We start from the raw sequence: 15088 nt of genomic DNA, 5'->3' as shown, positions 1-15088 counted from the left end.
TCGGCGATCTTGTGCCTGTCGCGGCCGGGATGCGATGGTGGTGGGTCACCGACCGTTCACCAGGCCCGTCTTCCTTCTCGTACCAGTACTGCCACGTCACGCCGCCAGAGGCGTGCGCCGCCTGCAGCTGGTAGCGGACGCGCCGGTCGCGCGGGCGGCTCCTCGAGCTTCGCCCACCACACCTGCGGCGGCGACCACAGCAGCTCGTGCCGCAGCGGCGGCACCCCCGTGTCCAGGTCCACCCGCACCGTCAGCCACCGCCCGTCGGCGGGGCCACCGACGAACTCCACCGCGGCGCAGCCGTCCGCGATGCTCCACATCCGGCATCGCTCGGTGCCGACCGACGGGGACCGGGATACGCAGGTAACGCATCAACGCATCCAGCCCGTGCGAGGGCAACTCGGGGTAGTCGGTGCGGGCCAGGCGGACGGTGTCCAGCAGTGGGGTGGCCGCCAGGGCTGGGCAGTGCGCCGCCCGGTGGGCGATCAGTGTGGCTTCGGTGCCCGGCGCCGTAAGCGACCAGCCGGTACGGCGGCGCGTCCAGCAGGGTGTCCAGGGTCGCCATGACGTGCTCGGGCCCAGCCGCTCGGGCCAGCATCGCTGCCGCGATGGCGGCCTGGCGTGTGTCGAAGGCAGTGACCGGCACGTCCGCGGACGGCCGGATCAGCGACTCAAACCGCCAGGTCTCCTGTAGTTCGCCGTCCTTGGGGACCAGTGCCACGGCCGCGACCTCGATCGGCACCGGCGATCGCCCCGCCGGGGTGAGCCCTTCGAAGTCGATGACCACGAAAGTGTGGCGGGCGAAGTCCGCAACAGCGGCAAGCCCGATGCCCGGGCGTGGGGTCGGGTGGCAGGTGGGCTCCATGCCAGAGTCTCTTTTCCGATGGTCTACACGCGGGCCTGTTGCCCTGGGTGGCGCTACAGCAAGCGCCGTGGCTGTCTGCCAGTCCGGCTGCACGGCGCGTACGAGGCGACCAAGAGGGCTCCAAGCGGTACGGATCGGGTCCGCCGCCGCGATGGCGACATGATCGCCGATCGAGGCGGTCGTCGTCGTGAGGAGGCGTTGTCACTGGTCGGTCTGCGCTGGAGTCAGGCGCGCTTGGCGCAGCACCTGCCGAACCGACGCTTCCAGCGGACTGTCCTCGCCGATGACCGTCTCGCACCCGTCCGGGAGCAGGTCGCGCTCGCGATACCACTCCCGCATCTGGTCTTGGGTGAACTCCGACCGCTGGGGGCGGCTGTCATGCCGCCGGAGCGTCTCCGCAAGGGACACGTTCAGGTAGAAGAAAGCGCTGGTCCCGGCGTGGTCACGGCGTAGGGACTGCAGCATCGCCCCGTACCGGCTGGCGGTGAGGATGCCTTCGAGCAGGACGTGATACCCGTGATCGAGGGAGTACCGGACGATCGTGTCGATTAGGCCGATGTTCACACCGTCAGGTACGTCCCGCTCCCGCAGCAGTTCCCGCCGTACGACGTCCTGGCCGACCAGCGCCAGGCCACGGCCATAGGCGGCCCGCACGGCCCGGGCGACGCTGGTCTTCCCAGAGCCGGAGTTCCCGCGGAGAACGATCAAACGGGTGTCGAGAGAGCCGGTACGCACCGGCTCAGGGTACGAACAGTCCGTGGGCGACACGCCGTCTTTCCCTGCGGCCGGTGACGTCCCACCCAGTGGTGTACGAGCTGCCTCCGCGTGAGGTTTGGAAATTCACCGGCGCCAGGCCGTGCGCGGCTCATAGGGTCGGAGCCGTCATGAGCGACTCCGCGTCATACCTGGCCTACATCGCCGCCGTACCACGCCTTCGTGCCGCGGCAGGCGCATTGCTCCGAGACAACGAGGGGCGGGTGCTTGTCGTGCACCCAGTCTACAAGGACGAATGGGACATCCCTGGCGGGATCGTCGAGGCAGGGGAGTCCCCCGTCAGTGCTCTGCTCTGTGAACTGCAGGAGGAGTTGGGCATCGCGCCGCCGGTGGGTCAGCTCGCATGTGTCGACTGGGTGCCCCCGGCACCGCCGTGGGACGCCGGGCTGATGTTCGTCTTCAACGCAGGCATGCTCACTGACTCCCAAATCACGGCGCTCCGCCTGCAGCCCGAGGAGCTGGACGAATACGTATTCGCTCCTCCCGCGGACTTGGACAAGCTCTTGCCGCCAGGCCTGGCGCGGAGGATGAACGCGGCCATCTTGGCGGCAGGTGCCGGCCAGACCGCTTACCTGGAGGACGGCCTCATCCGCCTGCTCCCGTAGCCGGATCCATGCGCGGGCTCGTATGTTAGCGCCGCCGTCGCGGCCGGCAAGCGCCACAGCCAGTACGTCGTGGGCCAGCGGGCGCAGTAAGTAGCCGCTGCACACAGCGATGGCCGGACTATTGGCAAGTCGGTAGCCGCCCTCATGGCGATCATACCTTGCCGCTCTCAAGGCTGCAGTTCGAGACGTTCGCGGAACTCCCGATCTCATTTAGGGCACTACAGAACAAGCACCCATTAGGCGGGGAATTACTTAGTTTCCGACAATTTGGGCTCAACTCTCGCGCCGCAAGAAGGCAACCGCCATAAGAGTTTAGCCGTCTTGATAAATCGCTGGTAATGATTGAATGACCAGACCGTTAGGCGCCACACTTGGGCCACTACTCTAATCTGGCGACTGCTTGTAGTGGACCAATTTCTACGGTGAAGGTGCTGGCCGGTGAGGGTTGTTTCGCGATGCCCAAAACGAGCCTTGCCCTTGGTGGCGATGTTCGTCGTCACGGCAAGCGCTGTGACTGCCTGCCAGTCCAGCGGCACCGCTCCAGAACCAACCCTTACCATGACGCCGTCCTCGCCCACGCCGACGGCCACCACGAGCGAGGATGCCGTCCTTGCCGTATACCGCGACCTCTACCCCGCCGGCCAGCGCGCCGAGCGGGCTTACCCAGCAGAGCGCAAGGCGATCCTTGAACAGGTAGCCACCCAGCCTCTCCTGAGCCGGATGTTGCGAGGAATCGCCGCGCTCCGCGCCACTCACCGGGTGACATGGGGAAATCCCGAACATCACCCGTTCGACGTACGGATCGAGAGAGATCGCGCCACCCTCCACGACTGCCAAGACGCCCGGAAAGGCGGTCAGGCAGACGATCGGACAGGCAAACGCCTCACGCATGGAACGAGTCGCATTCATCTTGTCGCCACCCTCGCGAAGGGAACGGATGGCGCCTGGCGAGTGTCGAAGGTAGAGCAGGTGAAAGAGCCTTGTTCGCCTACGGCATGACTTATGTCCTTGTCGCCGGACTTGCCATTGCCCCACTCGGAGATGGGGACGGAGATGGCGTCGGTGTGTCGAGCGACTACACGGGCTACATCATTTCGGCCAAGCGCCTGCCCCGTCCCGGGTCAGTGACTCCGACGGGCAAGGGATCGAAGGTCAGATGTTCTTACCAGCCGTGGTTCGCTGACGGGCGGGAGAACGGTGGTCTGGAGTTCGTCGATCCCGGCAGCAACCTGAGCAGCGAGCCGACCGGCAAGGGTGCCTACTACCTGGTCGAGTGCTCCGATGGCTACCGAGACGTCGTCTGGCTGAAGAAGCGGCGCGATGAGGTCACCCCGGAGCAGCTCGCTCGTCGAGCGTACAAATTGATCCCGATCGCGCCGCCGACAGTGCTCACCGCTCCGCCACGCGGCCAGAACGGGCTGGTCGGGCTTCCGCAGTGGTTCTTCCTAGCGGACGGGCAGTGGGTGCCCAAGTCCAAGAGGCTGCACATCGGCACCGTCTGGGCCGCGGCCACTGCCGCTCCCGAGCGAATGACCATCAGTACCGGCGACGGCGAGACGCTCACCTGCGACGGGCCCGGAGCCGCGTACGACACCACGCGGCCTGCTGACCAGCAGAGCTCCACCTGTTCGCACACGTACCAGCATCCGGCAAGTGCCTACCGGGTGACCGTGTCAGTGACCTGGAGCGGCACCTGGCGCGGCTCGGGTGGCACGGGCGGCACGCTGCCGCCCATCACGAAGTCGGTCACCTTCCCGATCCGCGTCATCGAAGCCCAGGCGCTCGTCACGAAGGGATAGCCCTATGCTCCAGCGCTCAATGCCGAGCAGGGAAGCGGGCCGGGCCAATACACACGTGCGCCCGCTACCGAGCAGGCGCAGTCCGGTGATGCTTGCGGTGAGCGTCGCGCTGACCGCTCTCGGCGCGCTGATCGCCTGGCAGGTGTACGGCATCGCCGGGCACCGGACGCCGGTTCTCGTCATGGCGCGCGACGTTCCCATCGGCCAGCAGTTGCAAGCACAGGATCTTCGGACGGTCGCGCTCGGCCTGGACTCGGGAGTACGGGCCGTGGAGGCCACCGACAAGAGCGCGGTCATCGGCAGACGCGCCGCTGTGGACCTGAAGGCCGGCAGCCTGCTGGCACCCGCGCACCTGACCGGGACACTCGTTCCGGCACCGGGGCAGGTCGTCGTGCCGGTGGCGCTCAAGCCCAGCCAACTGCCTGCCAGGGGAATCCAGCCCGGTGATCGCGTCGTGGCCGCCGCCGTGGCGCCCGCCATCTCGAACGGGCAGGGCGCCCCGGTCGATCACCAGGCTCGGGTCGACCGCGTCGGCGAGCCCGACGCTGACGGGCTCATCGTGGTTGACCTCGTCGTCCCGGCCGGTGAGGGCAGCGCGCTGGCACGTCAGGCCGCAGACGGGAAGATCGCGCTCATCCTCCAGTCGCGGGCGAGGTGAACATAGATGCTGACCGTCTTGTGCTCGGGCGGCCATAGTCCGGGCGTCACGACGACCGGACTCGCTCTCACGCTGGCCTGGCCGCGTGAGGTTCTGTTCGCCGAGTGCGATCCTGCCGGTGGAAGCGTCCTGTCCGGATACCTCGTCGGCCAGCCGCAGGAACGCGGCCTGGGCGAGTGGGCGGTCCAACTCCGCCGCGGCGCAGACCCCGCCACCACCCTTCGCGAGCAGGTCCTGCATCTGGCCGGTGCCGGGTCCCGCCAGATCCTGCCAGGCCTCGCCGACCCTGCTCAGGTGGCCTCGGTCCGGCCGCTGTGGCTGGACATCGCCAAGACCTTCACCGCGACGCCCGGGGATGTGATCGCCGACGTCGGACGCGTCGGCGGCTCGGACACGCCTACTCCGCTGCTCGCTGACGCGGACCAGGTGCTCGTCGTCGCACGTCCCACGCTCGTGGATCTGTCCGCGCTGGCTCCCCGCCTCACTGAGATCAGAGCCCTGCGCGGTCATCGGTCCGCTGCGCGGGCTCTGCTCGTCGGGGCCGGGCCGTACGGCCGCAAGGAGGTGGCGAAGACGCTCGGCGTGGAGGTGGTCGACCACCTTCCCCACGATCCTCGGGCCGCGGCCGTGCTGTCGCATGGCATCGGCAACGAGCGGTACCTCCCCCGTTCTCCACTGATTCGGGCCGCTCGTTCGCTGGCCGATCACCTCTGTGAGGAACCGGCACGTACCGAGGTGACAGTCTCGTGAGCTTCGACGTCCAGCAGGCGGTGCGCGAGGTCCTGCCCACGGTCACGCAAGCGCTTGATGCCGCAGCGGTCACCGGGGACGAGGCCGTACGCGAGTACGCGAGAGCAGTCATCACCGACCTGGTCCGCGAGCACGTGGACAGCAGGGCGCTGGCCGGCAGGGATGCGCCGACGCTGCAGGAGGAGCGCCGGCTCGCGGAAGCGGTCTACAACGAGATCTTCGCGCTGGGGCGCCTACAGCCGTTCGTCGACGACCCCGAGGTGGAGAACATCGACGTCAACGGCTGTGACCGGGTGTGGATCACCTACCGGGACGGCCGCAAGGCGCTCGGACCACCGATCGCCGACAGTGATGAGGAGCTGGTGGGCAACGTCCGCCGGTGGGCCGCCTACCAGGGACAGACCGCCCGGGATTTCTCGATCGCCCGGCCGCGTCTTCACCTGTCCGTTGGCCACCGAACCCGCATCGCCGCGCTGATGGGAGTCACACCGCGGCCGTGCCTGTCCATCCGCAGACACGGCCTGCTCGAGGCCGACCTGGACGACCTGATGGTGAACGGCACCGTGGACAAAGGGCTTCGCGCGTTCCTCGCCGCCGCCGTACGCGCCCACAAGGACATCGTGATCACGGGTGGGATGGGCGACGGCAAGACCACCTTCGCCCGGGCACTGGCCGCCGAGATCGACCCGGACGAGCGGATCGCCACTGTGGAGAAGGAGTACGAGCTCTTCCTCCACCTGCAGACCGACCGGCACCGAGACGTGCTCGCGATGGAAGCCCGGGAGGGCAACACCGAAGGACTGGGCGCGATCACGATGCGCCAGCTCATCGAGGACGCCCTTCGGTTCAATGCGCGCCGGATCATTGTGGGCGAGGTCCGCGGCGACGAGCTGGTGCCGATGCTGGAGGCGATGAACACCGGTGGCTCCGGCTCTATCTGCACCATGCACGCCGACTCGGCCGACCAGGTGTTCGCCCGGATGCTGATCCTCGCCGGGTCCGGCGGCCTTTCCATCGCACCGGACACGCTTTTCCGCACAATCGGCATGGCCGTGGACTTCGTCGTCCACCTGCGGCACGAACTCCGCCACGACATCGACGGCTTGGTCAACCGCCGCTACGTCGCCGAGGTGAACGAGGTGCTGCCGCCGGGAGACGGACTGGAACCGGCGGTCAACCACGTCTATGTCCCGGGGCCGGACGGGCGTGCCGTACCGAACACGATCCCGCAGTGCATGGAGGAACTGGTGGCGGCGGGGTTCGATCCCAACTTGTTCGCGCCTCGTGCCTGGGATCGAGGGTACGCATGACCGGCTGGCTCGCCGCGCTGGCCGGCGCGGCGCTCGTCGCGGGACCTCTGCTCGCCATCACGGGAATGCGCCGGGCGCCGGTACGGCCACCGCGCCCGGCACGGCGGCTGCCGCGGATACCGGCGATTCCTACGACAGTGGCTGCGGGAGTTCTCGTGCTGACATGGTGGCTGACGGGGTGGCCAGTCGCCGCTCTCGGGGCTGCCGTGGGCGCTGTGGCGCTGCCGCGGATGCTCAGCGCCCGCGACAGCGGACAACGGATCGAGCGCCTGGAGGCGCTTCAGACGTGGACCCGCCATCTTGCCGACATGCTGGGCGGCAGTGCGGGCATCGAGGAAGCGTTGCAGTCCCGCGCGGACAACCCGCCGCCGGCGATCGCAGCCGAAGTGCGGGCGCTCGCGCGGCGGCTCGCCTATCGCACCCCGACCGAGCAGGCCTTGCGTGCGTTCGCCGATGACTTGAACGACCCGACCGGGGATGTGATCGCCGCAGCGCTGATCCTGGCCTGCCGCGCCCGCGGCAAGGGACTGCGAGAGGTACTCCAGGGCCTTGCCCGTACGGTGGCCAAGGACGTGGCCGCACGGCGGGAAATCGACGCCGAGCGCGCTACCCATCGCACGACCGCCCGATGGGTCATCGGCGCGCTGCTCGGATACACCACCTTCGCGCTGGTCAACCGGGCCTATGTCGCCCCGTTCGGAACGGTGGGCGGCCAGCTTGTTCTCGGCATCGTGATCGCGCTGTACGCGGGTGCCTTCATGTGGCTGCACCGCCTGACCAGGGCGCCGAAGGGACATCGCTTCCTCAACCCCGCAGGTGATCCATCGTGATAGCGCTGGTTCTGACCTGCGGGGCATTGATCGGCCTCGGCGGAGCCCTCGCCATCCTGGCGGTCTTCCCCGCTCCGCCCGCGCTCGCACCGGCGATGGAACGGCTCAGGCCGGGTGGGAGCCGCAGCGAGCCGGATGGGGACTGGCGGTCGCGCATGGCGCGGAAACTGTCCGGAACAGTAATCGGCGCGCGTATCCCGCAGGCGGATTTGGCGGTGCTCGGCAGGACGGCCGATGACTACCTCACTCAGAAGGGCGTGGTGATCGGGCTCGGGGCGGCTGGTCCGGTCGTCTTCTGGGCGTGGTGCGCACTGCTCGGCGTCGCCCTTCCCTGGCCGGTCTCATGGGGAGCATGCCTGGCCTTCGCCGTCGCCGCGTTCTTCGCCCCCGACGCCTCGATACGCGGCCAGGCCGCCGAGGCGCGGGCGGCATTCCGGCAGGCCATCGTGGCCTACCTGGATCTGGTGGCGCTTGCTCGCGCGGCAGGATCGGGGCCGGCTGAGGCGCTGGAGTCGGCCGCCAAGGTCGGCGGAGGGTGGACCTTCCAGCGGTTGTCCCTCGCGCTGGACCCCGCACGGCGGGCCACCGCGAGCGCATGGGACGAGCTCACCCGGCTGTCCCAGGAGATCCACGTTCCCGAGCTCGCCGACCTGGCCGCCATCGCCCGGCTCGCCGGAACTCACGGCGCCGGCATCCTCGACACCCTCATGGCCAAGGCCCAATCCCTGCGCGAGGTCGAACTGTCGGCCGAGGTGTCCAAGGCCAAGTCCCGTACCGAGACCATGACCGTCCCGATGGCCCTGTCGGTCCTCGGGTTCCTGCTGCTGCTCGGCTATCCCGCCTTCGCGCGAATGACCGGCGGCTGACCCTTTCGGAGGTACCCACCGATGATCTACAGAGCCATGCTCGCGCTGGCCGTACAGCTGGAGCGGATGTCGCTGGTTATCAATCGGTACGCGCAGCGGCGCGGCGCGAACCCTGAACGCGGTGGTTCGACGGTCGAATGGGTGATCATCGCAGCCGTGGTGTTTCTGCTGGCCATCGCCGTAGGCGCGAAAATCACGTCCGTCGTCAACGAACAGCTCGCCAAGATCAAATGAACGGGCGTGAGCGAGGATCGGCGACGCTGGAGGCCGCGCTGGTCTATCCCGCGCTCCTCCTGCTGGTCCTGCTCGCAATCAACGCCGCGTTGTGGTTCCACGCCCGGAACCTCGCGTTGGCGGCGGCTCAGGAAGGACTGCGAGCCGGGCGCGCATACGGCTCCAGCCTTTCCGCCGGGCAGGCGACAGCCGAACGCTTCATACGGCAGGCCGGCGGGTCGTTCCTCACCTCCGCGAAGGTCAGCGTCGAGCGCACAGCGGACAGCCTCAACGTGGCGGTCAGCGGCCAGGCGATCAGCCTGATTCCGCTGTTGCCCCTCGATGTCGAGCAGGTCGCTCGGGCCCCGGTGGAGAAGTGGACATCCGAATGACGGACCTGCGTGAGCGCGGCTCGATGGCCTTGGAGACGGCGATCATCGCGCCTGCCCTGGTTGCTGTGCTGCTGATGGTGGTCGGACTGGGCCGCGTCACGCTCGCCTACGGTGCCATCGACGCCGCGGCGCGGGACGCGGCCCGCCAGGCTTCCATCGCCCGCAATCCAACCGCGGCACGATCGGCCGCTCTGTCCAGTGCGCGGGCGGCGCTCGACCGTGAAGGACTGGCGTGCTCGCCATCGGTGACCGTCGACACGACAGGGTTCTCCACTCCGCTGGGAAGGCCTGCTGTCGTGGTCGCTCGTGTCACTTGTGACGTGGACCTGGCCGACCTCGCCGTGCCCGGAGTTCCCGGATCCAAGCGCCTGACCAGCAGCTTCAGCAGTCCGATCGACCCGCACCGCGCAAGGAACGGACAACCGTGACCCGGACCGAGGAGCGAGGCTCCGTCACCGCGTTCACCGCGGTGCTCGCCCTGGCGCTGTTGATCTGCGCCGGCCTCGTCGTGGACGGCGGAGCCAAGATCCAGGCATACCGAGAGGCGTATGCCGTGGCCGAGGAGGCCGCCCGCGCCGGAGCTGGACAGGTGGACATCGACCACGCCTACGCCGGCGGCCGATTCGAGATCGACAGTTCCAGGGCGTTGGCCGCCGCCCGGGCCTACCTGTCTTCCAGCGGGCACTCGGGCAACGCCTCCCTATCCGGCAACCGCGCGGTCCAGGTGACCGTCGCGGTGTCCCGGCCGACCATGCTGATCTCCCTGATCGGGATCGGCAGCGTGACCGCCACAGCCAGCGCCTCAGCGCGCATGTTCCAGGGCATCGAGCGAGGACGATCATGACGATGTACGGGCTGCGTCACCCCATCCTCGCCAAGGCAGCGGCGATCGCGGTGCTTACTGGGCTGCTCGCCGGGATCCCCGCCATCCTGCTGACCTTCTTCTGGCCGGTGGACCTGCCCACTCTCGACGACCTGGCCACGCCCGCCGAACCCGTTGTGATCAAGACGCTCCTGCTCGCAACCGTATGGACGTGCTGGGCCCTGTTCGCCGGGGCCGTGATCGCCGAGTTGGTGGCAACGGCCCGCGCCAAGCGCGGGAGGGTACGCATGCCGTTCCAGCGACTGGCGGCCTACCTGATCACCACGATCACCGTGGCGACCACAGCTCCGGTTGCCGCATCCCGCGGAACCATCCCGGCGGCAGCGGTGGCAGTCACACCAGCGGCCTTGCCCTCGCACCACCTCACGGCGGCAGAGCCGAAGACCTCTGAGTCGGCCAAGCCGCACGCGACCTATGTGGTCCAGCCGAGAGACACGCTCTGGACGATCGCCGACAAGCAACTCGGAGACCCGATGCGCTACCGGGAGATCGTCGCGCTGAACCAGGGACGCACCATGGACGACGGGCAGACCTTCACCCGAGGCGACTGGCTGAGACCCGGATGGACGCTACGTCTGCCCGGCGACGCCGCCAGGAAGGGACCTCGCTCACCCCAACGCACCCATACCGTCAGGCCGGGCGAGAGTCTGTGGGAGATCGCCGAACAGCGCCTCGGAGACGGCAAGCGATTCAGAGAGATCTTCAGGCTGAACAAGGATCGGCCGCAGCCGGGCGGCGCCCGACTGACCGATCCTGACGTGCTGGAATCCGGATGGCACCTCGTCCTACCGGAACGCGAACGGGACACCAGGAAGGCCGATCCGACCCACCAACGCGCCCCCTCGCCCCTTCTCACGACTACAACGGCAACGCGGCAACCCGCTCATCACGAAGACGTCTCGCCACGTCCCGCGGCGGACTTCTCGCCGCAGCCAAGGAGATCGGCCGTCTGCTCCAGCGTGGTCGTGTTGCCCGAAGGCGGGATTATGGCGATCTCCTTCGCCGCCGGCGTGGCCATCGCGCTCGCCTCCGCCCGGCTCCGCCATCGGCGACGTCTACCCGTCCCGGCCGTCGACGAGCCGCTCAGCGTGCCTGCTCCCGAACCGCAGGCGCCCGCCGTACGAGCGCTGGAGCAGTCACACCGCCGCAGCTTCGCCGAATCGGAAGATGGTCCGCCGGAGGATTTCGAACTGGTCACCTCCGCGTTCTCCATCGACCCGCCGCTCATGCTCAAAGCCGGGATCCGCGGCGAGGATCCGGTCTCCCTGGAACTCTCCGGGCTCAACCTGGCGCTGACTGGTCCGGGAGCCGAAGACTGCGTACGAGCGATCGTGCTCGACCTCCTCGCCCAGGCCGACCAGCACCGCGCCGAGATCGTCGTCCCCTCCCAGGACGCCGTACGGTGGTTCGGCGAGGCCATCACCACCCTGGCCAACCACCTGCCGGGCCTCCGGCTGGTCGCCACCCTGGACGAGGCCATCGACCACCTGGAGGAACAGTTCGTCGCCCGCCGCCGCATACTCCGCGACCACGACACCGACGACATCCCCCAGCTCCGCGAGACCGAGCCCGGCGAGCCGCTGCCCGCGTTGCTGTTGACCGCCTGCGCTGCGGATGGCCATGCCTACCTGGACACCCTCATGAGCTTGGGGTCCACCTTCGGCGTCGGGTCCGTCCTGATAGGGCGATCGTCGTCCGGAACCACCTGTGAGATCGACCAGGACCACCGAGTGGCCGAGACGATCGGCCCTCTGGCGAAGGAACTCCGCGATGTCACGCTGTTCCACATGCCGGCGAATGCAGCGGCGACAGTGCTCCACACACTCGCCGTGGGGAACGGCATGCCAGCCGAGCCAACCGAGAAGCCGACAGAACTCGAGGTCCCGCCACCCAGCACCGCACCCCAGCCGGTCCGGTTCGCCATCCTCGGCGCACCGGTCATCGAGGTGAACGGGACGCCAGTGGACATCTCCGGCCGCGCCAAAGCGCTGGAGCTGTTCGTCCTCCTGGCCGCCCACCCAAAGGGCCTGGATCGCGAGGAGATCTGCGAGCATCTCTGGCCGGATCTGGAGGAAACGCTGGCCGGGTACCGCTTCCACGCCGCCCTCAAGGACCTGCGCGCCGCACTGCGCGGAGCCTCCGGCCTGGGCGAGAAGGAAGCCAGTTTCGTCGAACGAAGCGGCAAGACGTACCGCATCGAGGCGCAGCGCGTCGACGTGGACCTGTGGGCCTTCCACCGCGCGCTCGCGGACGCGCGTATCGCCGGCGACGACGAGGCCAAGACGATCGCGCTGGAAGCGGTCGCGAGGCTGTGCCAGGGACGCCTGTGCCAGGGCCTCAAGTACGACTGGCTCGATCAGGACCACCGCTGGCCGCTGACCGTGGCCAGCGTGAAGGCCCTCCTTCAGCTCAGAGTGCTCCACGAACGCGAGGGACGGATTGAGCGTGCGCTGGAGGTTTACGATCAGGCGTGCGCTCTCGACCCGGACATGGAGAGCGCAGCCAGGTCCGTCATCCGGCTCCTGATCGACCTCGGCCGCACTGACGAAGCCCGCATGCGCGCTCGCCATCTGAAGGCCCGCCTCGATGCCCTCGGGGTGGCGTGTTCCTCCGAAACCCAAGCCCTTCTGGACCGGATGAATACGGCTTCAAAGCCGCCGGCCAGGCTTCAGACCCCACGGGCTTAGGGTTCGCCGTCGGTCAAGCTGGATCAGAGGGCGTTCCACCTGCGTGTGCTGTCTCCTGTCATGAGGGAGGACAGACGGTTGAGCAGCTCCGCACGGGCGGCAGGGTTGTGTTCGGCGCCGCGGATGAAGGCGCTGAGGCTGCGAACCTCACGGATCTGTGCCAGCAGGTTCAGGTCGCCGTCCTCCACTGGGTCGGTTCCGTAGGCCGTACAAAAGTCCTGCCATAAGGATTGCGGATAGCCGAAGCGGCGGGGGCGCAGGTAGATGGGCATGAAGTCGTACGCAGGCGGGCCGACACCGACGGAGTCCCAGTCGATGAGCACCCAGCCGCCTTCGTACTGAGGGAGAAGGTTGTTGGTGTGGGCGTCACCGTGCACGATCCCCCACGGCAGCGTGGCCGCGAGCCGCGCGAAGCCCTCCTCCAACTCCACGCAACGCGTGACCAGCCAGTTCCGCTCGCTCCCTGACAGGACAGTGGACGCGCTCGCCTCGGCTGCGGTGCTCCCCACCGGGCGAATAGAGGGAAGCGGCAACGGAGGCAGCGGATGACGGTGCAGCACGCGCAGCAGGCCGGCGAGGTTGGTGATGTCGGCCGACCGTCCGTCGAGGGGCGGCAGGTACTCCCAGAAGGTCACCAGGTGGGCGCCGACGATCACGGGCTGAGTAACGTCGAGTGGCCTTAGCGTAGGAAAGTTCTGCTCGGCGAGCCAGGCGGCGGTCTGGACGGCGATGCGCATCCGTTCCAGCGCCGAGGCGTTGCGGACACGGGCGACGGCGTTCTCCCGGGGCAAGTGGTAGATCGCGTTGGCGTGAACGCGCAGGAGCCGAGCACCATCACAATCGAGCCCGGCCTGTCGACAGGCGTCTACCAGGGCTGTCCTGTAGGGGGCGTCGACCGGCTGCGTACTCATCGTGAGAGTTGGCGCTCCCCGTGTTGCCCGGCTCACCAGACGGCACTTCGTCGTCTGGCCCCCGGAGCTCTACGCAACTCCGGCCAATTCATCATGCACGCGTTCATCGAACGCGACAACGCGAGGCTCCTTGGCCGGTAGCGATCGGCGGAAGCTCCGAAACCGGCTGCGGACCCGGGTGGAGGCGATGGTTCCAGCGGTGGGGAGAGCCTGCTCCGCGACGGCCAGGGCGGCGTCGAGGTCGCCCGTCCTGAGATGGGCTGCAGCCAGGTTGAGCTGGCAGAACAGCCTGTCACGAGCGCGGTCGCTGCTCTTGCCAGTGAGCGCTGCGTCGAGATGCGGCAGCGCGGCGGTGGTGTCGCCAATCACGACCAGCGAGTGCGCTACCTCCGCCGCGAGTTCGGGCGGGTCGAAGTAGCCGATCCAGGCAGGCTCACCGCCGGGATCGCCGGTGTCGAGTTCCCGTTCGGCGGCGAGGAGGGCCTGGCGGCAGGCCGAGGCCGCGTGGGTGTCGCCTTTCTCGTACAGCCGGGCGCACGCGCGAGCCTCTGCGGCGTAGGCGAGTGCCCGTACGGCCGGTGTGGTGGCGGACAGGGCGACGTCGTCGTGGGCGGCACGCGCGAGGTAGAGGGCCTCATCGGCGTGGTCGCGGTTGAGCGCCTGCTGGCTGAGCCGTACCAGCACGAACGCGTCGAAGCCCCGCGACTCCACGCCGGAAGCCTTGGCCAGACGCAACGCCTGGATGTAGTAGCGCTGGGCCAGGCCGTGCCGTTCGAGGTCGTAGGCCATCCATCCGGCCAGTTGCAGCATCTCGGCCGCTACAGCGAACAGGCTACGGCCCACGGCACCGGTGTAGCTGCTGCGCAGCAGAGGGGTCACGTAATCGTGCAGGTAGGTCGTCACCGCGCTGCGTACCAGTCCGCCGCCTCGGGCGTGGTCGAGCCCAGAGAACCATGCGCACGTCTCACGGATCTGGGCGACTTGGCGGTGCGTCACATCCCGGCTTTCCGTCTGCCTGCCGGTCACCGAGTCGACCAGACCGTACCGCCAGCCGGTGATGGCCTCGGAAACAGATGGAGGGGCGAAGTCCAACGCGGCCAGGGCCCGGGCGCGTGCATGGTCCACCTCGCACGCCAGCAGCTCGGCGACGCATTCGACGGTGACGGGAAGAGACCGCTCGTACCGCAGAGCGAGGTCGGAGACCGCCGGGGCGAAGGCCACCGGCCACACGTCGTTCAGCGTGAGTGGCCGATCGAGGCGCGCAGCGAGCGCGGCCACGATGACGCGGGCCACCGCCAGGTCCGGCACGGTTGTCCCGGACAGGTAGCGCCCGATGCTCACCCGGCTCACGCTCACGCCCGACTCCCGGGCGAGCGGATGGGCGTTGACCGCCGCGGCGAAGCTCTCGTGCTTGCCGAAGCCGGCCTCTGCGTACAGGCGCGCAAGTCCAATCATTTCGTCCTTCCCTTCCTGATGAGGAGGACAACGGGGCCCGCAGGATAACAGGCTGCAATCGCCCCATCACTGTCATGTTCACCGATGAAC

At 68.3% G+C, this 15088-nt stretch carries 17 protein-coding genes; 13 read left to right on the top strand and 4 right to left on the bottom strand.

Annotation, left to right across the window (positions count from 1 at the left end; all coding sequences use genetic code 11):
- Window positions 1-56 precede the first annotated feature (56 nt).
- Window positions 57-320: a hypothetical protein gene (locus tag ABZ860_RS27665; RefSeq protein ID WP_357225393.1), complete on the bottom strand. Its 264-nt coding sequence runs from the start codon at window positions 318-320 to the stop codon at window positions 57-59.
- 746 nt (window positions 321-1066) lie between these two features.
- Entirely contained in the window at window positions 1067-1600 is a 534-nt protein-coding gene (locus ABZ860_RS27660; RefSeq protein ID WP_357225390.1) for an AAA family ATPase, read from the bottom strand.
- A 149-nt stretch (window positions 1601-1749) separates the two neighbouring features.
- Here ABZ860_RS27660 and ABZ860_RS27655 point away from each other — a divergent pair, with 149 nt between their 5' ends.
- From ABZ860_RS27655 to ABZ860_RS27595, 13 genes are all read left to right on the top strand, one after another.
- Entirely contained in the window at window positions 1750-2244 is a 495-nt protein-coding gene (locus ABZ860_RS27655; RefSeq protein ID WP_357225388.1) for an NUDIX hydrolase, read from the top strand.
- Window positions 2245-2724: 480 nt separating this feature from the next.
- Window positions 2725-3243: a hypothetical protein gene (locus ABZ860_RS27650; RefSeq protein ID WP_357225386.1), complete on the top strand. Its 519-nt coding sequence runs from the start codon at window positions 2725-2727 to the stop codon at window positions 3241-3243.
- Entirely contained in the window at window positions 3225-4043 is an 819-nt protein-coding gene (locus ABZ860_RS27645) for a hypothetical protein (RefSeq protein ID WP_357225383.1), read from the top strand. The genes ABZ860_RS27650 and ABZ860_RS27645 overlap by 19 nt, the downstream gene beginning before the upstream one ends.
- Window positions 4044-4131: 88 nt before the next feature.
- A complete protein-coding gene (locus ABZ860_RS27640) occupies window positions 4132-4701 on the top strand; it encodes an SAF domain-containing protein (protein WP_357225612.1) in 570 nt (189 codons plus the stop codon).
- Between the two features lie 6 nt (window positions 4702-4707).
- Entirely contained in the window at window positions 4708-5451 is a 744-nt protein-coding gene (locus ABZ860_RS27635) for a hypothetical protein (RefSeq protein ID WP_357225381.1), read from the top strand.
- Window positions 5448-6761: a CpaF/VirB11 family protein gene (locus ABZ860_RS27630; protein WP_357225378.1), complete on the top strand. Its 1314-nt coding sequence runs from the start codon at window positions 5448-5450 to the stop codon at window positions 6759-6761. The genes ABZ860_RS27635 and ABZ860_RS27630 overlap by 4 nt, the downstream gene beginning before the upstream one ends.
- Window positions 6758-7591: a type II secretion system F family protein gene (locus ABZ860_RS27625; RefSeq protein WP_357225376.1), complete on the top strand. Its 834-nt coding sequence runs from the start codon at window positions 6758-6760 to the stop codon at window positions 7589-7591. Before ABZ860_RS27630 ends, ABZ860_RS27625 begins: the two co-directional genes overlap by 4 nt.
- A complete protein-coding gene (locus tag ABZ860_RS27620) occupies window positions 7588-8457 on the top strand; it encodes a type II secretion system F family protein (RefSeq protein WP_357225373.1) in 870 nt (289 codons plus the stop codon). Before ABZ860_RS27625 ends, ABZ860_RS27620 begins: the two co-directional genes overlap by 4 nt.
- Window positions 8458-8478: 21 nt before the next feature.
- Window positions 8479-8691, top strand: a complete 213-nt coding sequence (locus ABZ860_RS27615) for a hypothetical protein (protein WP_161627956.1) — start codon at window positions 8479-8481, stop codon at window positions 8689-8691.
- On the top strand, window positions 8688-9062 hold the full coding sequence (locus ABZ860_RS27610) for a TadE/TadG family type IV pilus assembly protein (RefSeq protein WP_357225372.1): 375 nt from the start codon (window positions 8688-8690) through the stop codon (window positions 9060-9062). The genes ABZ860_RS27615 and ABZ860_RS27610 overlap by 4 nt, the downstream gene beginning before the upstream one ends.
- Window positions 9059-9490 carry a TadE/TadG family type IV pilus assembly protein gene (locus tag ABZ860_RS27605; RefSeq protein ID WP_357225369.1) on the top strand — a complete coding sequence of 144 codons (432 nt, stop codon included), beginning with the start codon at window positions 9059-9061 and terminating at the stop codon, window positions 9488-9490. Before ABZ860_RS27610 ends, ABZ860_RS27605 begins: the two co-directional genes overlap by 4 nt.
- Entirely contained in the window at window positions 9487-9906 is a 420-nt protein-coding gene (locus ABZ860_RS27600) for a pilus assembly protein TadG-related protein (protein WP_357225367.1), read from the top strand. The genes ABZ860_RS27605 and ABZ860_RS27600 overlap by 4 nt, the downstream gene beginning before the upstream one ends.
- Window positions 9903-12632 (top strand): LysM peptidoglycan-binding domain-containing protein, encoded by a 2730-nt coding sequence (locus ABZ860_RS27595; RefSeq protein WP_357225366.1) that lies wholly within the window; start codon window positions 9903-9905, stop codon window positions 12630-12632. The genes ABZ860_RS27600 and ABZ860_RS27595 overlap by 4 nt, the downstream gene beginning before the upstream one ends.
- A 23-nt stretch (window positions 12633-12655) precedes the next feature.
- On the opposite strand, the gene ABZ860_RS27590 is transcribed toward ABZ860_RS27595, so the two are convergent.
- Both ABZ860_RS27590 and ABZ860_RS27585 read right to left on the bottom strand, forming a co-directional pair.
- Window positions 12656-13543, bottom strand: coding sequence for an aminoglycoside phosphotransferase family protein (locus ABZ860_RS27590; RefSeq protein ID WP_357225363.1), 888 nt, complete (start codon window positions 13541-13543; stop codon window positions 12656-12658).
- Between the two features lie 69 nt (window positions 13544-13612).
- Complete coding sequence (locus ABZ860_RS27585) at window positions 13613-14998, bottom strand: hypothetical protein (RefSeq protein ID WP_357225361.1); 1386 nt, start codon at window positions 14996-14998, stop codon at window positions 13613-13615.
- Window positions 14999-15088 lie beyond the last annotated feature (90 nt).

Origin of the sequence: Microbispora sp. NPDC046973, assembly GCF_040644495.1 — a bacterium.
Taxonomy (GTDB): Bacteria; Actinomycetota; Actinomycetes; order Streptosporangiales; family Streptosporangiaceae; genus Microbispora.
This window is presented reverse-complemented; position numbering and strand designations above follow the sequence as displayed.